Genomic DNA, 22,481 nt, shown 5'->3' with positions numbered 1-22,481 from the left:
TTGGGGTTATAAGGTATCAGGTCACTCTACTTCATTATCCATCTTTAATGCAATCTCCCCACAGCTTTACTGCTTGATCAGGGTTCACTCGTCAATAAGACCGGTTTGTTAGAATTCTGTGATACAGACGATGGCTTTTGATGCCTTCGGCTTTGGGTCACCATGGTTCTGATTGATTTATCAAATGCCTTAATTGAGGTCAAAGTGGGCAAGATTGAGTTTTCCGCGCAATTAGGTGACCGGGAAGAGGCGATCCCCTTTGATTGAAAAACAGACTTGTGTTGTTGGAGTGATTTTTTTTGTATGATCAAAGGCCCAAAGGCGTAAATGGGGAAGGGAATGTGGAGAGAGAACTACCTTGTTATAGGGCCCGCCAAACACTACTTTTTGAATGGTGGCTGCAAAACCGTCTGGATCGAGCTGCAGGTCTTCTGCCCACAAGCCGAAGTGCTGCCCCGCTGGTGGCAGGATGTCTGGAAGAAGCGTTTGTAGTTCTTCCACTGTCAATGTATTATAAAGGCCCAGGAGGTCAGCCACTCTGGTGTCATCTGGGGCATGATAGATATTTTCCGGTGTGCCTGTTTTGATGAGCTGTCCGGCATCCAGCACGAGCAGCCTGTCGGCAATTTCCATAGCATCCCGAGCATCATGGGTGATCAGGAAAATGGCAGTATCCGTAGAGCTTGCTATCTCCTTTACTTCTTCGAGCAGGATAGCCTTGGTGTTGATGTCCAGGTTGCTAAAGGGCTCATCCAGCAACAGCACGTCAGGCTCGGTGGCCATGCCTCTGGCAATGGCCACCCGCTGCTTTTCGCCTCCGGAGAGCAAAGAGATGTCTTTATCCTGCAGGTGCTCGATTCGGCAAAGCTTCAACAGCTCTGAGATTCGTTCGTGCTGATAGTCGGACACATAGCTGAGAAGTTCGTACCGGATATTTTCCCGGACTGTCATGCGGTGCTTCAGCTGAAAATCCTGATGTACGAGCCTGATTTCTTCATAGCCTGGTACGAGTTGATCGTCAGGATTTTCCAACTTTTCGCCTTCCAGCCAAACCTCGCCAGTGTCAGGTGCGAGCAGGCCAGCCAGTATCCTGATCAGTGTGGTTTTCCCCGATCCACTTCTGCCTATGAGTGCGCATACTTCTCCCTTATGGATTTCAAATGAAACGCCTTGAAGGACAGTGCGTCCGTCATAGTTTTTCCCTACAGAATGTGCGCTGAGTATGGACAATATTTACGATCCGGTGTAGGTCACTCTGTAAATAGACCCGGTCAGGTCGTCGGAGATGAGCATAGAGCCGTCTTTGAGAAACAGTACATCTACCGGGCGTCCCCAGGCGGTGTTGGTTTCTTTGTTGAGAAAACCTGTAATAAAATCTTCATAGGCTACACCCTGGCCGTCTTCTATTTTCACGGTAGTGATCTTGTGGCCACTGTGCCCAGCCTCCGGCGAGCGGTTCCAGGAGCCATGTTCCGCAATGAAGGCCAGGTTGGCGTACTGGGAAGGGAACATACTGCCGGTGTTGAACTTCATGCCAAGTGGTGCCACATGTGCTCCGAGTTTTTGAACAGGTGCCACAAATTCATCACACGATCTCTTATCTCCAAATTCCGGGTCTTTGAGATCGCCACCATGGCAGTAGGGGTAGCCAAAGTGTTGGCCTTTTTCTGTAGCTCTGTTTAGCTCACAGGGAGGGATGTCATCACCAAGCATATCTCGCCCATTATCGGTAAAGTAGAGATCTCCTGTTTCTGGATGCCAGGCGAACCCGACCGTGTTTCTGACTCCACTTACATACACTTCACGGTCAGAGCCATCAGCATTCATGCGGGTGATAGAAGCATATATTTCATCCTTGCTTTCGCAAATGTTGCACGGAGCACCTACAGGCACATAAAGCTTGTCGTCAGGTCCGAAGGCAATATATTTCCAGCCATGGTGACCATCAGTGGGATAATCGTCATAGATCAGTTCTTTGACCGGTGCGGCCAGGTTACTCTCTATGGCAGGAAATTTCCAAAGTTTACTCACTTCAGCCACATACAGGTCACCATCTTTGAAAGCCACACCATTGGGCATTCGCATGTCAGTAGCCAAAACGTAAATCTCGTCCGCTTTGAAATCACCATCGTTATCCTTCAGGGCGTAGACTTTGTCACCCCCGCGGTTACCCACGTAGAGGACTCCCGAAGGGCTTATGGCCATAGATCGGGCGTTTTCTACCCGGCCATAGAGGGCTATGGAAAATCCGTCAGGCAGCACCAGGGAGTCTAGTTGCAAGTCCGTCATATCCAGCAACGTGGTGTCTGCTGATGTAGATTTCTCAGTATTCGAATCTGATTCCGGTGTCTTGGTACAGGAAAGGAGCGCAATGCTCAGCAAGATGATTATAAGTCTGGTCATGAAGATTTAATCAATAAGTCTTTTGATTGTTCAAAGATAGCGCTAGCTCTTGGCAATCATCGTGAATGCCCCCCAATAAATAGGATCACTGTATTGTGCTTTGATGGTCAGTTGGGCATTGTTGAACGCCGTACGTTTATCCTGCCCATTGAGCCAGTTCTTATAAAATTCCACCATGAGCTTCTGTGTGACCTCATCGGATACCTGAAACAAACTCATGACAATGGCATCTGCTCCGGCCACGAGGAATGATCGCTGTAAGCCGAATACTCCTTCTCCTTGCTGAATCTCCCCACGACCTGTCTCGCAGGCACTCAGTACGATGAGTTCAGTTTTATCAAAATTGAGGTTCATGGCCTCATGAGCGGTGAGTATTCCATCATCAATGTTGTAATTTTTGGTGGCTTTTACCAATACATCTCCGCCACCTTCTGCCAGTAATCCGGCCCGGTCGAGCGGATTGTCATCTTCCTCAATCATAAACTCAGGGCGTTTCTCTTTTTTGGCTTTGTCATCAAAGAAACCATGTGTGGCAATGTGTACGAGCGTATAATTTTGTGATTGCTTAATTTGATTTTCAGTCGCATTTTCTCCAAGATAATATTCTATTTTCCAGCCCTTGGTTTTCAGCAGATCATTGATGGTGATAACCTCCTGCTCTGTGCCAGGTAGCTGTGGTACATAGACATTGGCTCCGCCACGATTGGCTTCTCGTTGCGCAGTTTTTCGGTTTTCGTCGGTTATATAGTAGTTTGGATTGCCCAACAGCATGGCAGTGAATTCACGTGGCTCTTCGGCTTTTTTCACTTTTTTCGCCTCTCTGGAGCGGAGCGCCGCGATGGTTTTGGTGTTATTCACTACCCGCACATTCATTTTGTCAATGACATACTCCGTTTCATTGATTTTGAAAGATTCTACATTGAGCTGATTGTAAATACCATCTGGCGATAGGAAAACAATTTCCTTGTCCTTTACCTTATTGTAAATAGGCTCCCAGAAAACGCCAAAAGAGTTGGCATCAGTTAATTTGTATTTGGTGATATTTCGGTGATACATAAAATGGCGTGTTTCCATTTCGTTGCCATCTTCAAAAAGGACCAATTCCGGATTCTTTCTGGTCTCACTGGTGATAATGAGGGCGGCGTATCGAATCTTCTCATCATTGAATTGGTCATCAAACTCCCGATATCTGATGATTTCAACCGCTGCTTCATTGTCTTTCAGCGACTTACGGATGTCATCCCAGGTGTAGAGTTTGTACTCGAAGGAATCCTCAAAGGTGTCGGAGCTTTCACTTAGTTGCTTTTCGAGTACTGCAATTTCGTCTTTCAGCTTTTTGATGTCTATTTCAGTCTCACTGGCGTCCTCCGAACTCTGAGCCAAAGTTGTGGTGAGGTATTCTTTTTTACTTACCCAGGTTTTGAAAAGTGTAATCAGTTTTTGGTCCCCACTGTGAAGAATACTATTTCTCGTTTTGATGGAGGAGTTGAGGAGGAGACCCTTGGTTGCCAGGGCAAAATCGTACATGTTTTCCAGGTATTTTTCCTTGCTGGCGCTATAGCGCACCGCCACCGTATTATAAAATTCAAAGTCCGGTTTGATTTTGTTCCAGAATTTGGCCTTTTCGTCCTCACTCAGAGTAGGGAAGTAGGTTTTGGTGTAATTGAGGTAAGCCAGAGTTGTCTCACTGAGTATGGACTCCACCTTGCTCACTTCATCGTTAATGTAGTAGGCACGTGCCAGTCGGCTTTGGGTATTGAGAAAGTCAGGATGTTCTTCACTGAAGATTCGTTTGAAATACTTGGCCGCTTTTTCGTACTCACGACGTGCTTCTTTGAATTTACCCTGATAGTTGTAGATGTCTCCTTTTATTCTGGCTACCTCACCTGAGCTTCTGTTTTGGTTGGCCAGCGCATCTCTCCAGATGTCATCGGCCTGATCCAAGAGTGCCAGAGCCACGTCATATTCTGCACGCTGAATGTGTACAAACGCAATGTTTTTGAGCGCTTCGGCGTAGAGTGGATGCTTTTCGTCAAAGTTGGACGCGGTGATTTCTTTGGCCAGCTGATAGTATTTGTCCACTATCTGGAGCTGACTACCAAGATTATAATGAATGTGGCCAAGGTCTGTGTAGGTATCCGCAAAGAGAATATGATCGGGGCGTAGGGTTTTTTCCCTGATTTTCAGCACGTCTGTGGCATTGACCAGCGCTGCTTCATAGTTGCCCAGGTCGAGGTATAGTTTTACCATTTTGCTGAGGGTCTCAGCAAAGATCAGTGTGGTGTCGCCATACACGGTTTCGGCAATCGAGAGGGCCGCTCTCAGGTTTTTTTCCGATTCAGGATAGTCCCCTCGGATCATGAACACCTCGCCCAGCGCACTGTATGGTTTGATTAATCGGCGGCTACTGCTTCCGTATAGTTTTTTCCGCTCTGCAATGGCCGTATTCACCAGCTCCTCGGTTTCGCTATAGTTGCCCATACGGGTGTAGAGAAAGGCCAGGTCCACGATGGATTCCAGCCGGAGTTCCTGATTGGCAGTGGCTATTTTCTTATAAATAGATTCTGATTTGCGGAGCTGATTCTCTGCTTTGTTGTACAATCCAATGGTACCGTATAGAAATGCAGCGCTGTTGAGCGCCTTCACATACTCCTCGGATTTACGCTCACCGCCACGCCTGAGTACCTTCAGTGCTTCGTCGGCATTGAGCTCAGCATCTTTGTAGTAGCCGCCTTGTATTTGCAGTCTGGCAAGCGCCACCAGTTTTTCACCCAGCTCTGAGTTGGTGGTATTGGGGTTGGCCACCATGGCCTCTACTACAGTTTTGGTTAGGGCAATAGGATAGTCAAAGTTACCCGTGAGGGTGAAATACTCCATTAGATCGGTGACGATGCGTGCATAATCAGGATGCTGGGTGGACAGTTGGGTGAGTGGTTTTTTGTACACTTCCCCGGCCAGTAGCTTATAAGCCCTGGCCGGGTTTTCTGAGTACTTCAGGTAATAGCCCGCAAAGTTGATTTGATAGATATTGGTTTGCAGGGCCCTTTTTCCATACCGGGTATTCAGAGACTCACCCAGTTTGATGTAGAATTTCTCCGCGAGCGGATAATTCTCTGATCGTTGAATGTCGAAAATGTATTGAATTCCATTTTCAAGTGCTAAGGTCATGGTCTTGTGATCCTCAGGCAGGAGGTTGGCGGTGCGCGAGATCAGCGAATTGAATCGCATCACTATGTTTTGCTTGGTATCTCGCTCATAGCTGCGCATGAGGGTGTTGAGAAACTCTGTGTTGAAATAGGCATATTCCCGACTCACTTTGGCCTTGATCAAAGCTGTTTCTACTTTCATGGAAGTGGTCACAGCATCGCCAAAGCGCCCTTCTCGTTCATTGGCAATGATGTTGGCAAAGCCAGCTTTTTCAAAAAGTTTCCCTTTGGGTTTTACAGTGAGAATCTGGTCACTCACTTTTCTGGCCTTGGTGGCATCACCATAGTCCAGATACACGTTGGTTTCGGCAATTCTGAAGTCTACATATGCCTCTGTGGTGGCTTCTACTAGTCGGTTCACCTGTTTGTTGCGAGTCTCCAGCAGCTCAATGGCCTTTTGATATTCACCCTTGCCTCGGTATGCTTCTATTTCCGCTGTGAAAAGATCTACCAGAAGTTGTGTTTTGTAAGCTTCGTCTTCTGCTTTTATGGCTTCAAATGAATAGCTCAATTTGAGTTTGGTAGGCCATGCTGCGATGAGTTCTTTGAGGGAGATGAGGGCCTCATCATATGAGCCCATGGCTACATCGGTAAAAGCCCGGCGCATTTTGATCTCCTGAGCCAGAATGTCATTTTGCAGGTAAGCAGTACTGAGTCCTTCCAGGATGGAGGTCAGGCTATCAGCTTTTCGGTGGTTCCCATATTCATTGTAGAAGTCAATGACCCTAAGCATTCCCATGGTGTAATTGTAGGTATGCCCATTTTTCCATTTTGGGAGTGATTTCAAAGCAATATTGAAATTGCCCTCCATACCCTTAAAATCGGCCATGGCATAGTCTGCCCTGGCTCCCATGATGTAGGTGAGGGGGTAGAGGGAAGAGTCCCCCTTGTATTTCTTGGCAATGTGCTTGCTTCTCAGCTTGGTCAGTGCTTTTTCTACTTTGGCATATTTGCCTTTGTTGTACTGCTTTTCAGCTTTTTTCAGGAGTACTTCCCAGGTCTGTCCCTGGGTGGCCGAGGATACAAAGAGAAATAACAGTGCAATGACGCACGATTTGCGGAGATACATTTTAGGAGATATCATGGCTTGTTTAAAAATGAGATGGCGGCTCAAGGATAAAATTAATTAATAAGCTCCTATAAATACTATTCATACTTAATTAAGTGATAGTGAGGAAAAAACGAGCGGGAATCGTTTTTCATCTGCCGAGTCATATAACTTTGCGGCCATGATTAGTATCAATAACCTTTCATATTACATCGGAGACAGGCCCCTGTATGATGATGCATCGCTTTTTATAGGTCCCAAGGACCGTATAGGCCTTATTGGGCTGAATGGTACCGGTAAGTCTACCCTGCTGAAAATGATCACAGGCGAGGATCAACCTACCGCTGGCGAGATCAATATGAGTAATGATACGACCATTGGTTTTTTGAATCAGGATCTGCTTTCTTACCTAACCGACGATTCCATTCTTCATGTGGCTATGCAGGCCTTTGCTGAGACCATGAAGATTCAGAAGCAAATAGATGAGGTGCTGCATGAGATGGAAACCAACTACCGTGATGAGCTAGTGGACAAACTGGCCAAATTGCAGGAGCGGTTTGAAACCAACGATGGTTACACCATGCAGGCGAAGGCCGAAGAAATTCTGGAAGGAATAGGGTTTAGTACCCAGGACCTTCAGCGACCACTCAAGGAGTTTTCCGGAGGGTGGCGCATGCGCGTGATGCTCGCCAAATTGCTGCTGGAAAAGCCTTCCCTGCTCATGCTGGATGAGCCTACTAACCACCTGGATTTACCTTCGATTCAGTGGCTGGAGAATTACCTGCAGTCTTATGACGGTGCCTGTATTATCGTTTCGCACGATAGACGATTTTTGAATGCTTCTATCAATAAAATAGTGGAAGTGTCGGCTTATCAGCTCAATATGTACGCTGGTAATTACGATTTCTATCTGGAGGAGAAGGAGCTGCGAAATGAGATTCAACAAAATGCATTTGAAAACCAGCAGCAGAAAATCAGGCAGGCTGAACGCTTTGTGGAACGCTTCAAGGCCAAGGCTTCAAAGGCAAAACAGGCACAGTCCAGGGCCAAAATGCTGGACAAAATGGAGCGCATAGAGGCTGTGGCGGATGAAGCTGCGGCGGTCGATTTCAAATTTAAATTCAAAGTAAAATCAGGACGTCATGTAGTGAAGATGGAGAATATCTCCAAGTCCTATGGCGACCTCAACATCCTTTCACATGCCAATGCGCACATTGAGCGTGGGGATAAAATTGCCTTTATAGGGGCCAATGGAAAAGGAAAATCCACAGCGCTGCGTATTGTTGCAGAGACGGAATCTTTTCAGGGCACCTTACAGAAGGGACACAATGTAACTACGGCTTTCTATGCGCAGCATCAGCTGGAGGCGCTGAATATTCAGAATGAAATTCTTGAAGAACTGAAACAAGCGGGCTCCGGAAAAACCGATCAGGAGTTACGTGGTGTATTGGGCTGTTTCCTTTTTACCGATGATGAGGTTTTTAAGAAAATAAAGGTATTGAGTGGAGGAGAGAAGTCGCGTGTGGCACTGGCCAAAACCCTGATTACCGAGTCCAATTTTCTCATGCTGGATGAGCCTACCAACCACCTGGATATGATGTCGGTGAGTATACTGGTACAGGCCCTGCAGCAGTTTGAGGGTACCTTTTTGCTGGTATCTCACGACAGGGATTTTATCTCCAAAGTGGCCAATAAGATCTGGTGGATCGAAGACCATGAAATCAAAGAGTACCCCGGTACTTACGAAGAGTGGGAGTGGTGGTATAATAGAGAGCAGGAGAAGAAAAAGTCATCACCCCAGCCTCAGAATAGTGAGAAAAAGGAAAAGGCTAAAGTAGCAGTTGAAAAGCCACGCCACGACGATACCCAGAAACAACTGGAAAAGGAGATAGCTCAACTGGAAGGCAAGATTGAAGCACTGGAAAGCGAAGTAACTAAACTGGAAACGGAGCTTAGTAAACCAGAGGTATTTGGAGACGCTGCCAAAATGGAAAAAACCACCAACCGCTACCAGAGCAAGAAAGCTGAGCTGGAAACGCTCAATGCTACCTGGGAGCAATTGGTGGAAAAAATAGGGTAGTCCTTTTACCGTTCTGAGGCTGGTGTGAATTTCACCACTTTATTTTCAATGGCCGGAAGGGATCTCAGATAGGTATATATTGCTCTGAGGTCTTCTTCTTCCATGGTGGCATACATCAACCAGGGCATCACCGTCTGCATGTCATTTTCGCCCACAGTATGCGGCACGTAGCTTGAGTCTGCATAAGCTTTGAATCTGTTCACGAAGAAATCTTCGGACCACGAGCCGATACCAGTCTTCTCATCAGGGGTGATATTGGCCGACCGAACAATCCCGAACCCGGGCATGTTAAATTCAAAACTTCCAGCATAATTCAGTGCCATAATTGGCGCGCCTTTATCCTGCGGAGTGTGGCAGTCACCACAAGCGGCAGCATTGGCCATATAGGCGCCATAGGCCAATACGTCGCTTTTATCCGGTTTAGGCTGTGGGTTTCCTGGTTGGGGAATCGTATGCAGGATGATGCTCATCGGGAAATCAGCTTCAGAAGGTGTCACCTCATTTTGTATAGGGGCAAGAGATCGGATATACGCAATGATGGAGTAAATGTCTTCATCAGCCATTTGGCCGTATCTCTTGTAGGGCATTACCGGAAATATCGGGTTGCCGTCTTTGGTGACCCCTGTGGTAATCAACCTGTAAAGCTCACCGTCTGTCCAGTCGCCCACACCAGCTGGAGTGATGTTTTTGGAGGTGAAGGAGCCAGGGAAACCAAAGTCCTGATTGAAGATTTCACCACCTTGTCCCAGTGTATTAGGTTTGAGTGGGCCAGAGAATTTTGACCATTCGCGAGTAGAATGACAGTCCATGCAAACCGTCACACTATTGGCCAGATAGGCACCACGAGCCACCAATTCAGGAGTGACTGCTATGGATACCTCGGGCGCTGGTCCCACATCAGGCAATGTAGTTTTGATGAAGGCAATGCCACAAAGTGCCAGCAAAATTACGCCAGCAATAATAATTCCAAGGATTTTTAGGATTTTCATAAAAATGGTTAGGTTCGTGAATCCTGAAGGTAAGAATTATCCAAAAAAAAGTCAATGGGGTAGGGATCACAAAAAATGAAGACAACTGTTGACTTATTTCCTTCACTTTGAATCAATTTACTGCTACTTTTCCGCTCAATTTAGACCGAGTCTCTTCTTTGACATTGCCCCAAAGGTCTGATTGCAACACAACCCAAAAAACAACTTAGCATTTTTAAATCATCGAAAAGAGGTGAAACGGATCGTAATAAAGGTGGGAACAAACGTGCTGACCAGGCACGATGGGATGTTGGATAAGCTTATTTTCCGACAAGTGGTGGTACAGCTCGTGAAGCTGATTCAGGAGGGCTGGCATCCGGTATTGGTATCTTCAGGCGCTGTGGGTGCAGGCAGGAGTATTATTGGAGACAGTGGCATCACCAGTGAGGCTATCAGAAGACAGGTGCTTTCTGCGGTCGGGCAGACTTCCCTGATGAAGCGCTATTTTGAATTGTTCATAGAGTATGACATTGTGTGCGCTCAGGTGCTCACCACCAAAGAAGACTTTGCTGAAGGAGAGCACTATGAAAACATGATGAACTGCTTCGAGGGGCTCATTGGTCAGGGGATTGTTCCTATTGTGAATGAAAACGACGTGGTTTCTCTTACAGAACTGATGTTTACAGACAATGACGAGTTGGCCGGACTCACAGCCTCCATGATTGGTGCGGAAAAACTGATCATCCTGAGCAACGTAGATGGGGTGTATGATGATACCGGACACGTGATTGGTCTGGTTCCTTTTGGTGATGATGCCCACAAGAAGCACATTTCCGTGGAAAAATCCGGAATGGGCAGAGGAGGAATGCATTCAAAAGTAGAGATAGCCACGCGAGCCGCTGCCGGAGGTATTGAGACGTTCATTGCCAACGGCAAGCAGGATAATGTTATTCTGGATGTTCTCAACGGGAAAGCAATGGGCACTCGTTTTGCCATAAAAGAAGCAAGCAAATGAAAGAGGAGATACTGAAAAGTTTGAAGGGGGTACAGACCGCCAGCCGTCGACTGGTTAGTCTGGAAGATGTGCAGATCCGGCAAATCCTGAATGAAGTGGCAGATTTGTCATGGGAGAAAAAAGACTCTATACTGGCAGCCAATCAGGAAGACCTCAGTCGCATGGATCCTGAGGATCCTAAATATGACCGCCTCTTACTGAACGATGATCGTTTGAAGTCGATTCTCGAAGATATCCGCAGGGTGGCCCAGCTGCCCACTCCGTTGGGTCAGCAGCTTGAAGAGCGCACATTACCCAATGGTTTGATGCTGTCCAGGGTGTCAGTACCTATTGGGGTTATTGCTGTGATTTATGAGTCACGCCCCAATGTGACATTTGATGTGTTCTCACTCTGTCTAAAGACAGGAAATGCCTGTGTGCTGAAGGGTAGCCGGGATGCCAAAGACTCCAATGCCGCTATAGTAGCGGTGATTCATGAGGTCCTGAAGGCACATCAACTCGAAGAGGTGGTTTACCTGGCTCCGGCCGAACGTGAAGCGCTGCAACCGATCCTCACAGCTGAGGGTCTCATAGACTGTGCCATCCCCAGAGGTAGTCAGGGCCTGATCGATTTTGTTCGGAAAAACGCCAGCATTCCTGTGATTGAGACTGGAGCGGGTATCGTCCATACCTACGTGGATAGCTCAGCAGATTTGGTCAAAGCGAAGGCCATTATTCAGAATGCTAAAACCAGGCGAGTGAGCGTGTGTAATGCCCTCGATTGTCTGGTATTGCACAGGAGTTTGCTTAGTGACCTGCCTCAACTGCTGGCGGGAATGGATGAACATCATCAGGTGGGGATTTACGCTGACGAGGAAAGTTTGAAAGTGCTAACAGGTCATTACCAAAGCGACTTGTTACATCCGGCCAATGAAGAAGATTTTGGGATAGAATGGCTCGGTTACAAAATGTCGATACGCGTGGTAACGGACTTGGAAGAAGCACTGGAGCATATTGCCAGATATAGCTCCAAGCACAGTGAAGCGATTGTTGCTGAAGATCAGCAGACGATTGATCAGTTTTTGAAACAGGTGGATGCGGCCTGCGTATACGCCAATGCTTCCACTGCTTTTTCGGATGGTGGTGAGTTTGGGCTGGGTGCTGAGATCGGTATCAGCACGCAAAAACTCCACGCTCGTGGCCCCATGGGGTTGAGGGAAATGACCAGCTACAAATGGGTGGTGAGGGGAGACGGACAGATCCGGAACAATTAATGAAGTAGCAGACCGATATGGTGAAAGGGGTTTTCACCTTTATAATATCAACTTTTCAAAATACAGAAAATGGGTTTATTCAATGTATATCCACTCTTTCCTATAGAGATCACCCGAGGTGAAGGCAGCTATGTCTACGACACAGCTGGCATCCGATACCTTGATTTGTATGGTGGTCATGCGGTCATTTCTATTGGCCATTCTCATCCGCGCTATGTTCAGCGCATCACAGAGCAAGTGCAGCGATTGGGTTTTTATTCCAATTCAATTCAGAACCCACTGCAGGAGGAGCTGGCTGTTAAGGTAGGTGAACTTTCTGGTAGACCTGAGTGGGATTTGTTTTTGTGCAACTCTGGAGCTGAGGCCAATGAAAACGCCTTGAAACTGGCTTCTTTCCACACAGGGAGGAAGAAAGTGATCTCATTTACCAATGGATTTCATGGACGTACTTCTCTGGCTGTGGCGGTGACTGATAATCCGGGCATTGTGGCTCCCGTTAATGCTACAGACAATGCATTGATTCTGCCCTTCAACGATGAGGAGGCACTGGAGATGGCTTTTGCCAACGACGAGATTGCTGCAGTGATCATAGAGGGCATTCAGGGTGTGGGCGGTATTTTTTTGCCGGATGAGTCTTTTATGAAGAAAATCCGCTCACTATGCGATATCTATGGAACGGTATTTATTGCCGATTCCGTACAGTGCGGCTATGGGAGAAGTGGTCGGTTTTTCTCCCAGGATTACTATGGTGTGGAAGCCGACCTCTATACCATGGCCAAAGGGATGGGCAATGGGTTTCCGATAGGAGGAGTGCTCATCTCTCCCAAGTTTGAAGCGAAGTTCGGAATGCTAGGCACCACGTTTGGCGGAAATCATCTGGCTTGTGCAGCTGCACTGGCCGTGGCGGAGGTGATTCAGGAGGAACATCTGATCGAAAATGCAGGAGCTATTGGGGACTACCTGATGGGTGAACTGGCCGGAATATCCGCTGTGCAGGAGGTACGTGGAAAAGGCCTGATGATCGGTATTGATCTGGAATATCCCGCAGCGGACCTTCGAAAGAAGTTGCTGTTTGATCATCACATATTCACGGGTTCGGCTTCCAGAAAGAACACCATTAGGTTGCTGCCCGCGCTCAACCTCAGTAAAGAGGATGCCGATCACTTCCTGGAGATTTTTAAAAGTGCTGTTGGGTGAAGGTTTGAAGCTTTACTCCTAAAGGCAAAGGGAGACTATTGATCTCCCATTATTTGGTATAAAGCATCAGCAAAGGCCTTGCCCAGGTCAATGTAATTTTCACTCTTGTAGTGCCATGGATCTGAGTAGCCATAGTACCGTGTATTCCTTACTATGGCAGCATTGCCGTCGGTGCGGGCATATTTTTCCTGTGCGTATTGCACCAGTTCGCCGTAGTCCCATACTTTGCCATCTTCATCGTTCCAGGAGTCAGATATTTTTCCAATCACTACCGGAAGGTCATCCACCCGTAGAGCAGCACGTACAAGGTCCATCAGACGTTTCAGGTTGGCATAGTAGCGGTTGGCCATGGCTTCCGTTTTGTCGCCATCGCTTTCCCCCTGCATCCAGAGAATACCACTGGGGACCAGGAGATCATTTACCCCATCTCCATCTATGTCTTGCACCTGTGTGGCGTTTCGTATGGTGGCTAAAAAATGATCGTATTGATTGATCCCACCCTTTCCCCGAAAGTCTGGCTCCCATGAACCAAAGGGCCCCGCACCGAGGCTGTCTATGGAGGTACCACCTTTGGAATATTTGATCAATGCAATCTTTTCACCAGGGTAAAGTCCTTGTATCCTCTTCGCAAACGCGAGTTCTGGCCCAAACCGGTCGCTGAGCTGATTGGATTTACCATCTGATGCAAACCCGACTCCATGGCCGGGTTTAAGGACTTCCCAGATTCCCTGACCACCGTTGGGCTCACCATCTCCGGCGAGATTGCCATGAAATATCCAGACATTATCGAATGATCCGCTCAGTGAATCTGGTAAATCTTTGTTGTATCCGTAGCCGTCCATATTGGACTGACCACCCAGATAGAAAACACGAACGGTTTCCTGGCTGAAGGAGAACAGGGGAATAAACACTAAAATCAGATGAATCAGACTTTTCATTTCGGTTGGATTTTTTTGAAGGCTTAAATTAATACTTTTCGGGTACTGGCACCAATCATCAGTTAAGGCATTCTCATTTTAAACTATTCTAAGAAACTGCTGTACTCTTAGAGGTAATCGCGATTTTCAGGAACAATAAAGACACTCAGTCATTACTATAGATAGATGTGTCTATCTAATACAGGAAATATATGTCCAATTGGGTCCCTTCGAAGAGATGCGTCTGCGCTGATTAATCGATTTCACAACCTTAAAATAGAAAATAGTTATGGCTAAATGTTTTGCATTGATTGGATGGAGTCTGCCCGTGATAGAGAGTATGCAGAAGCTGGGAAAACCTTATGTAGTGGTTTCCTTTGCTGATTTTGAACCTTATGCAAAGGAAAACGACATCCCGTTTGTGTCTTACCAGCTGGATGAATGGAGTGATACATCCAATTCATTAGACCTGGTGGAAAAGCTCAAACCCTTTGACGCAGATGTGGCGGTACCTCTTTATGAAGAAACAGTGGAGTGGGCAGGTGCACTCAATTCTATTTATCGCGGTGACCCACGGGTACTCAATCGTGCGTTCCTTTTCAGAAATAAGGCCATGATGAAACGTAAGGCGCTTATTGGAGGGTTGCGTGTTGGGCTTTTTGAGGAAGTGCATAATAAAGAGGGAGTCAAAGCCTTTATGAAGCGTCTCAATGAAGCCAACCTGCAGTTGGAAGGCGAAGAAGATAGCTGGGTACACATCAAGCCCTTTGCTTCGGCAGGTACCGTCGGGCACAGGTTACTTCGCTCCATGAAGGACATAGACGAAAAGTGCGAAGACGGTGATTTTCCATGTTTGGCTGAGAGCCACCTTTCTGGTAGGGAGTTTTCTTGCGAGGCCTTTATTCACAAAGGGAAAATACGGTTTCTGAATATTACCGAGTACGTCAAGCTGGGTTATTCCAATTTTATTCCAGAAGGAAACTATCTGCGGAGTAAAAGAGATCTCATACATCAGCATGTACAGAAGTTGGTTGATATTTTTGGGATTGAGTATGGTATGGTGCATCCGGAATGGTTTCTGACCGACAATGATGAGCTCAATTTTGGAGAAACAGCCTGCAGAATCCCGGGCGGTCATATTTTGGAGCTGGCCAGTAAATCATGGGAGTTTGATGCACTAGCGGCATTTGTCGTTTCTCATGATCCCAATGCCACTGAGGAGGAATTGGATGCTATTTTTCCGGCCAAAGATTTTAAGCCCAAAAATTACCACGGAAATGTGATGATCTACCCACGCAAGCGTCAGTTTTCAAAGCTAGAGATACCTGAGGAACTCAATAATGAGCCATACTTTGTGGACCACACGCTGGTACCACCTTACAGTGGTCAGAAGCTCAGCGACAGTCGTGAGGGTTTTGGTAATCATTTTGGTACCATCAATTTCAAAGGGGAAGATCCGGATAGGATGACAGAACTTTTGCAGCACTATGAAGAGGTCGATTTTTATATCTAAGTAAGTAAGGCGACTTTAAGCGATCATTTTTTAATAGTATTGAATTCAAAACAACGTATGCAAACAGCTTCAGATCAGGTATTTGATAACTTTGAGTTAAGCTTAAAGGAGTTTTTCGAATCCACTGAACTCACCAAACCTGAAAAGGCAACCAAGTTGGCTAGTCAGATAGACTTGCTGAGCCTTACGAGAGATGGCTTATCATACCTCTACAAGAAGTGTTCAGATCTTGACGAAGCGGGAATATTTACGGGCACCGCCTGGAACGAACCTGATAAGTTAGTCCCATACCTGGTTAAAGGAACTCTTACGTTTGGGCATCCTTCCTCCAGCTTTGAAATTCTTTCAGAGCTCAGGCTTTTGGCCATGGCCAATGGAGACATGGTATCTCCGGTCATGACTGCTGAAGATGCGCAGCATTTTCTAGAGGAAGTGGTGGTGCACAATCTCGAATTTGCTCTGAAGGAACCCTCTGAAGAAACCAGGATCGTCATGTCAGAGCGTGAGATGAAGAAAGCGTTTAATCTCTTTGGGTTTATCATGAGTGAAATAGACCTGGGAGGAGTTTATGAAAAACTGGCCGAGGAGATCAGGCTCATTTGTGCTCAGCGGCCTATCGTGACCAGAAAAGTTCGTGAGTTGATCAGGCTTGTGGATGAGCGATTTGATACCTCAGGTAACTCCAAAACAGATGAGTCAGTAAGGCATTGTATAAATGCGATTTATGGCCCATCAAAAGGAGCCAAAGCACATAGTGAGCTATCGGATTATCAATACTTTCTGAGCAATGCCAATATGAAAACCCTCAAGGCTGAAGCTGAAGCGATGGGGTATCACATGAGCTCTACAGGGCTGGTAAGTAGCTTTCATGCGCTTCTCCTTCAAAAACTGGTGCAGGAATACCCCGACCTGGTACCGGACAGTCTGGACCTCAACGACCGGGGTATAGCTGAATGGGAGAAGTTTCATGAGCTGGTATCCACGCTTATTATGGAGGTGGTAAGCCCGGATAATTGTCAGTGTATCTATGGGCTGGCGCGTATGCTGGGTAAAAACCTGTTTTCCAGAAGGCCAGTCCGTGTGGGATTGGAAAATCTCAGGAAGATCAAGCTCAACAGTCAGGTGGAGAAGCGGATCCTAAAGTCACTCGTTAACCAGCAGCCAGATGCCAATGCTCTGAAGTACCTGCTGGGGGGTACGCTCAGAGTCCTGGGACAGCCACTGGGGGTAGGCCAGGGCAATAACCCCACTTGCCAGTCAGCCAGAGGGATGAGTATGTGGAGTCAGCATGCCCCTGCCAAGTTAATTGACATGATTATCACAGTGGCCACCCAAAATAACCTCATCATGAGGTTTGAAAATGTGGACCTCACCTCTAATCAGTTGGGTAAGGGGCTGATGGAAAAGCTGGACTATAATCTGGATCCGGTCTCCGTAGTGCTCGTGCCACATCTGGACAAACTGTACAACGAAATGATGCGGCGCACGGCAGGCCGGGGTGAAGACCCACATAAGTGGGTGAACCCACTCATGTACGGGCAATGGATTCAGTTGGGGTTTGCTTCCTGCTATGATTACCTGACCAATTCCATTCTGGATTTTGAGGGCTTTGTACGAATTTTTTACGCAGCTTTTCATCCAGAATTTAACGGGCAGAGAGAAATGGTCTATCCCAATCCTGTGGGGATTTTTATTACCAGTTCTAAGGGCGATATGATGGGCTTTCACGCCATTTCATTACTCAGGGTAGACCAGGACTCCACAGGTGTGGTTCGTGCCTATTTTCTTAATCCGAACAATGAGGGTAGACAAGATTGGGGGCAGGGTATCAAGCCCTCTGTATTCGGCCATGGGGAGAAGCATGGCGAGTCCTCTTTACCATTTGGGCAGTTTGTAGCCAGGGTGTATGCGTTCCATTACAACCCGCTGGATACCACCGATTTTTTAAGTGGTGTACCTGATCATTTACTGAAAGACGCAGTTGCTCTGGCGCAGGAGAGCTGGGGCAAATCCTATATCTGGAATCAACAAATCAAGCTATGGTAAGGCACTCATCAAGAATAGAACTCAGTCAATCGTCACTGACCAACAATATCAACTTTATTCGTAAGAAGGTAGGGAAAGACGTCAGGATTTCATCAGTAGTGAAAGCCAACGCCTACGGTCATGGCATTGCTCAATTCGTGAAAATGGCCGAGCGAGCGGGAGTTGATCATTTTGCAACAGCATCAGCTTTTGAAGCAGAGGAGATTTTGGAAGTCAAAACCGAAGCAGCTGATGTGATGATCATGGGTATTCTGTACGACGAGGATATTGAGTGGGCCATTGAGCATGGCATTGAGTTCTATGTATTTAACTATGAGCGGCTGCCCGTGGTTTTGGAAAAGGCTCAAAAGCTGGGCATACAGGCCAAAGTACATATCGAAGTAGAAACGGGTGCTAACCGCACGGGGATGAACGCCCGTGAGTTTCCGGATACGCTTGCTTTTCTGAAGAAAAATCATGCGCATGTTGCTTTCAAAGGGCTATGTACTCATTTTGGTGGAGCCGAGAGCTTTTCCAATCAGTTTAAGATTACCGCTCAGCAGGGGCGTTTTAAAGAATTCGTGAAAATCTGCGAGAAGAAAAGAGTAATTCCTGAAATCTGTCACATTGCATGCTCTGCTGCGGCACTGGCCTACCCCGACACGGTCTACGATATGGTGAGGATGGGTGTTGCTCAATACGGTTTTTGGCCAAGCCCGGACATCTATTACATGCATATGCAGGCAGGTGAGGCTAAAGGAAATGGCTCTCTTAAGCGACTTTTTACATGGAAAACAGACGTGATGGACGTGCGTGATGTGGATGCAGGTGAATTTATTGGCTATGGTACGGCCTATCAGGCCACACAGGATATGAAGGTAGCCGTACTTCCACTGGGCTATTCCAACGGGTACCCTCGGGGACAATCTAACCGCGGGTTTGTTTTGATCAAAGGAAAGAAAGCCCCAATCGTCGGGTTGATCAATATGAATCTATTTATGGTAGACATCTCTCATATCTCCAATGTGGAGGTGGGAGACGAAGTAGTTTTGGTAGGTCGCCAACAGAATAACACCATCAACATCAGCTCATTTACTCAACTCACCCAGCTTCTTAATAACGAAATGCTTAGCCGGTTGCCTTCAGCCATTCCAAGAAGGATTGTGAAGTGATATTGTGTTATTGTAATAATTTATTGGATTATTATTATTGTTTGAAATTTTAAGGAACAATTGAAGACTTAAGCTATTACTTATGTAGATGTCTCCATCTGGGTTGGGATTTTTATGTCTCCAGGTCAGTTTATTTTTTGGGAGACCTTTCATTTTTTAATTAACCTTCGGGTGATCACATTAAAATAACCAATGAGTTATTCAACAAAAGAACTACACGAATTAGACAAAACTTACTATTTACCCACTTTTAAACGCTACCCGCTGGCCTTCAAAAAAGGCTCTGGCTCCCGCCTCTGGGATATGGAGGGCAAAGAATACATCGATGCGTTGGCAGGTATCGCTGTGAACAATGTCGGCCATGCGCATCCCAAAGTAGCGGATGCTATTGGCAGGCAGGCACATGAGTTGATTCATATTTCCAATTTTTATCTGAGTGAACCACAGGTGATGCTGACCAAGAAACTGGCAGAATTATCGGGTCTGCAGCGTGTTTTCCTAGGAAACAGCGGAGCGGAAGCTGCTGAAGGAGCCATCAAAATTGCCAGGAAATATGCCAGCAAAAATGGACGTAGGGGCACGATCATAGCCATGAAAAACGCCTTTCATGGGCGTACATTGGCCACTGTGGCGGCTACAGGTAAGGAGGCCATGATGAATGGTTTTGCACCAATCCCTGCGGGGTTTCTCCATGCACCCTTCAATGATCTGGAGGCGATTAAGGAAATGGTAACTGAGGAGGTTGGCGGCATTATGCTGGAGCCCATTCAGGGTGAGGGTGGGATCAATCTGGTAGATCCCTCGTTCCTCAAGGCGCTCAGAGCCTATTGCGATGAGCAAAATCTGGTATTAATTTTTGACGAGATCCAATCGGGAATGGGGCGTACCGGGAAAATGTTTGCATTTGAACATTTTGGAGTAACACCGGATGTAATGACCCTGGCAAAAGCATTGGGCGGAGGAATGCCCATTGGCGCTGTGCTGGCTTCAGAGAAGGTAGGATCGGCTATAGACTGGGGAGATCACGGCACCACGTTTGGTGGCAATCCGTTGGCTTGTGCGGCTGCCCTGGCTACTATAGAGACCATGGAGGAAGAAGGAATGCTGAAGCAGGCCACCGAAAAAGGAGCCTGGCTCAAAGCTGAAGTGGAAAGAGTGAGATCCGAATATCCTGAAATCAAAGAGATCAGAGGCTATGGGCTCATGATCGGTATAGAACTGACCATTGAATCCAAACCTGTGGTAACCACCATGATGGAGCATGGGGTATTGGCCAACGCTACGGCTGGCAATGTGATCAGGCTGGTCCCGCCCCTGAATATTCCCATGGAGGATTTGAAAACAGTTTTTGAGGTAATGCTCAAGTCAATCAAAGCAAACAGATAACAATGTCTAAATACAATGTAGCAATCGTAGGCGCTACCGGTTATACGGGTAGTGAATTGGTAAGAATATTAATTAATCACCCGGATGTGAACATCACGGCGATTACTTCTGAGAGTAGAAAGGGGGAGCTGTTTTCCGATGTGCATCCTCAGTTTAAGGATATCTTCGACCTCACACTGGTAGGGATAGATGATCTGGAGGAAGAGGGCCTCGACCTGGTTTTTTTAGCCCTTCCACATGGGGTGTCCATGGATTTTGTTAAGGACAACCATCATAAATCTTTTAAAATCGTGGACCTCAGTGGAGATTTCAGGCTTTCCAGTAAAGCAGTCTATGAGGCATGGTATCAAAAGGATCACCATTTTGAGCAGGGGTTTGACCAGGCGGTATTCGGCTTGCCGGAGCTTTATCGAAAAAGAATCAGGGAAGCCAGGTTGGTGGCAAATCCAGGTTGTTTCCCAACATCCGCCATTCTGGCACTGGCTCCATTGATGAAGGAGGGCATTATCGATAGAAACCAGATCACCGTAGACTCGAAAACAGGCGTGACAGGCGCAGGGATTAAGTCAAAGCCCAATACTCATTTTCCGATGGTGAACGACAACTTTTCGGCCTACGGGGTTAAATCCCACCGGCACACCATAGAGATTCAGGAGATCGTTGGGAAATACGCCAACAGTGAAGCTACCGTGCTTTTCACACCGCATTTATTGCCTGTGGATCGTGGGATCCTCTCTACCACCTACACCAAGCCCACCCGGGAGATCAGTACTCCGGAGCTGGAAAATATTTTTAGGGAATACTATGAAAATGAACCTTATGTGCGACTGAGAAGTGAGCTGCCCAACCTCAAGCAGGTGCGTGGGACCAACTATTGTGATATCTTCACCACCTATGATGACCGGACCAATACCATTATTACGATCAGTGTCATTGACAACCTGGTGAAGGGGGCGGCAGGGCAGGCCGTTCAAAACATGAACATTATGCTCGGACTGGACGAAACCTCCGGTCTTCACATTTCACCACTACAACCTTAAAATACTATTGCTTTGAATATGATCAGAAATATAACCAATGTAAGAGGCATCAAATGCTGGGGGGCGCATACGGGCGTGAAGTCCATGCGCCGGGATTTGGCTATTATGTACTCAGAGGTGCCAGCCAAAGTGTCGGCAGTTTTTACTCAGAACCTCGTCATTGCAGAGCCTATCAAATTAACCAAAAAGCACCTTCAGGAGTCCAATTATATGGCACAGGCCATTATTGTTAACTCGGGTAACGCCAATGCTGTCACAGGCCAGCAAGGAGCGGAGGGAGCTCTGGCTATGGCACAGACAGCTGCGGATGAATTCAAAATAGATGTCAACCAGGTGATGATTGCCTCTACAGGAATCATCGGGCAGAAATTTCCAACAGAAGAAGTGGTAGATGGAATTAAGGAAAATGTAAAGAAGATTTCTGAAAATTCCCGGGCAGGGAGTTTTGCTGCTAATGCCATTTTGACCACAGACACCTTTGCGAAGGAAGGTTATGTAGAGTTTGATATAGATGGCAATACCATCAACATTGGCGGGATTGCCAAGGGGTCTGGAATGATTCATCCCAACATGGCGACCATGCTGGCCTTTGCTTTCACAGACATCAATATAGATCAGAAGTTGCTGGATAAGGCCTTCAAAGAGGTAGTGGAGGACTCCTTTAACATGATCACTGTGGATGGAGACACCTCTACCAATGATATGGCCAGCATCATGGCCAATGGCCTGGCCGATAATGAGATGATCACCTCAGCGAGCGATCCGCATTACATTACTTTCAAAGAAAAACTGAATGAGCTCATGGTACACCTGGCCAAACTGATCATTTCAGATGGAGAAGGGGCGAGTAAGTTTATAGAGTATCGCCTCTCCGGTGCCAAAACCAGAGAAGATGCCCGGAAGATCGTGCGGGTGGTTTCAGACTCTTCATTGGTGAAGACCGCCATGTTTGGTCGCGATCCCAACTGGGGGCGCATACTGGCCGCTATGGGGCGGTCAGGGGTCTCTTTCGATGTAGATAAGGTGGACCTCTCCCTGGGTAATGAGAAAGAAGAAGTCATGATGATGGTTCAGGGCAAGCCCCAGGAATTTGACATCAATTTGGTGAAACGGATATTGAAGCAATCTGAGATCACCATCAAAATGAAGCTGCGCGAGGGGCGATCTTCAGCCATCGGCTGGGGCACAGACCTTACGACAGATTATGTCATGTTCAATTCTATGTATACCACCTGAGTTCAGTGTGATCAAAAAATGA

At 46.9% G+C, this 22,481-nt stretch carries 15 protein-coding genes; 10 read left to right on the top strand and 5 right to left on the bottom strand.

Going from position 1 to position 22,481, the window contains the following annotated elements; all coding sequences use genetic code 11:
* Nucleotides 1-231: 231 nt before the first annotated feature.
* From GV030_RS17025 to GV030_RS17015, 3 genes are read right to left on the bottom strand one after another with little or no spacing between them, the layout of a single operon-like run.
* Nucleotides 232-1,230, bottom strand: coding sequence for an ABC transporter ATP-binding protein (locus tag GV030_RS17025; protein WP_159584536.1), 999 nt, complete (start codon nt 1,228-1,230; stop codon nt 232-234).
* A 3-nt stretch (nt 1,231-1,233) separates the two neighbouring features.
* Nucleotides 1,234-2,403, bottom strand: coding sequence for a sorbosone dehydrogenase family protein (locus GV030_RS17020; protein WP_159584534.1), 1,170 nt, complete (start codon nt 2,401-2,403; stop codon nt 1,234-1,236).
* Between the two features lie 42 nt (nt 2,404-2,445).
* Nucleotides 2,446-6,693, bottom strand: a complete 4,248-nt coding sequence (locus GV030_RS17015) for a CHAT domain-containing protein (RefSeq protein WP_159584532.1) — start codon at nt 6,691-6,693, stop codon at nt 2,446-2,448.
* Between the two features lie 145 nt (nt 6,694-6,838).
* Between GV030_RS17015 and GV030_RS17010 the strand changes: the two genes are divergently transcribed.
* Complete coding sequence (locus GV030_RS17010) at nt 6,839-8,737, top strand: ABC-F family ATP-binding cassette domain-containing protein (protein WP_159584530.1); 1,899 nt, start codon at nt 6,839-6,841, stop codon at nt 8,735-8,737.
* 5 nt (nt 8,738-8,742) lie between these two features.
* On the opposite strand, the gene GV030_RS17005 is transcribed toward GV030_RS17010, so the two are convergent.
* Nucleotides 8,743-9,726, bottom strand: coding sequence for a cytochrome c (locus GV030_RS17005; protein ID WP_159584528.1), 984 nt, complete (start codon nt 9,724-9,726; stop codon nt 8,743-8,745).
* A gap of 232 nt (nt 9,727-9,958) precedes the next feature.
* On the opposite strand from GV030_RS17005, the gene proB reads away from it, so the two are divergent.
* The 3 genes from proB (at nt 9,959) to GV030_RS16990 (ending at nt 13,170) form a co-directional block, all read left to right on the top strand.
* Nucleotides 9,959-10,720, top strand: coding sequence for a glutamate 5-kinase (gene proB / locus GV030_RS17000; RefSeq protein WP_159584526.1), 762 nt, complete (start codon nt 9,959-9,961; stop codon nt 10,718-10,720).
* Nucleotides 10,717-11,973, top strand: coding sequence for a glutamate-5-semialdehyde dehydrogenase (locus GV030_RS16995; protein WP_159584524.1), 1,257 nt, complete (start codon nt 10,717-10,719; stop codon nt 11,971-11,973). Before proB ends, GV030_RS16995 begins: the two co-directional genes overlap by 4 nt.
* 69 nt (nt 11,974-12,042) lie before the next feature.
* Nucleotides 12,043-13,170, top strand: coding sequence for an aspartate aminotransferase family protein (locus tag GV030_RS16990; RefSeq protein WP_159584522.1), 1,128 nt, complete (start codon nt 12,043-12,045; stop codon nt 13,168-13,170).
* A gap of 35 nt (nt 13,171-13,205) precedes the next feature.
* Here GV030_RS16990 and GV030_RS16985 read toward each other — a convergent pair whose 3' ends face one another.
* Complete coding sequence (locus GV030_RS16985) at nt 13,206-14,108, bottom strand: sialate O-acetylesterase (RefSeq protein WP_159584521.1); 903 nt, start codon at nt 14,106-14,108, stop codon at nt 13,206-13,208.
* A gap of 268 nt (nt 14,109-14,376) precedes the next feature.
* Here GV030_RS16985 and GV030_RS16980 point away from each other — a divergent pair, with 268 nt between their 5' ends.
* The 6 genes from GV030_RS16980 to argJ all read left to right on the top strand — a co-directional run bounded on the left by GV030_RS16980 (nt 14,377) and on the right by argJ (nt 22,459).
* Complete coding sequence (locus GV030_RS16980; RefSeq protein WP_159584519.1) at nt 14,377-15,600, top strand: acetyl-CoA carboxylase biotin carboxylase subunit family protein; 1,224 nt, start codon at nt 14,377-14,379, stop codon at nt 15,598-15,600.
* 57 nt (nt 15,601-15,657) lie between these two features.
* Nucleotides 15,658-17,646, top strand: a complete 1,989-nt coding sequence (locus tag GV030_RS16975; protein ID WP_159584517.1) for a hypothetical protein — start codon at nt 15,658-15,660, stop codon at nt 17,644-17,646.
* On the top strand, nt 17,640-18,797 hold the full coding sequence (gene alr, locus GV030_RS16970; RefSeq protein ID WP_159584515.1) for an alanine racemase: 1,158 nt from the start codon (nt 17,640-17,642) through the stop codon (nt 18,795-18,797). Before GV030_RS16975 ends, alr begins: the two co-directional genes overlap by 7 nt.
* Before the next feature lie 192 nt (nt 18,798-18,989).
* Entirely contained in the window at nt 18,990-20,183 is a 1,194-nt protein-coding gene (locus tag GV030_RS16965; RefSeq protein WP_159584513.1) for an aspartate aminotransferase family protein, read from the top strand.
* Between the two features lie 2 nt (nt 20,184-20,185).
* Nucleotides 20,186-21,223, top strand: a complete 1,038-nt coding sequence (gene argC, locus GV030_RS16960) for an N-acetyl-gamma-glutamyl-phosphate reductase (protein ID WP_159584511.1) — start codon at nt 20,186-20,188, stop codon at nt 21,221-21,223.
* A gap of 18 nt (nt 21,224-21,241) precedes the next feature.
* On the top strand, nt 21,242-22,459 hold the full coding sequence (argJ, locus tag GV030_RS16955) for a bifunctional glutamate N-acetyltransferase/amino-acid acetyltransferase ArgJ (protein ID WP_159584509.1): 1,218 nt from the start codon (nt 21,242-21,244) through the stop codon (nt 22,457-22,459).
* Nucleotides 22,460-22,481 lie beyond the last annotated feature (22 nt).

Source organism: Marinoscillum sp. 108, from assembly GCF_902506655.1.
GTDB lineage: Bacteria > Bacteroidota > Bacteroidia > Cytophagales > Cyclobacteriaceae > Marinoscillum > Marinoscillum luteum.
The sequence above is the reverse complement of the archived record's forward strand: the minus strand, read 5'-3'. Positions and strand labels throughout refer to the sequence as shown.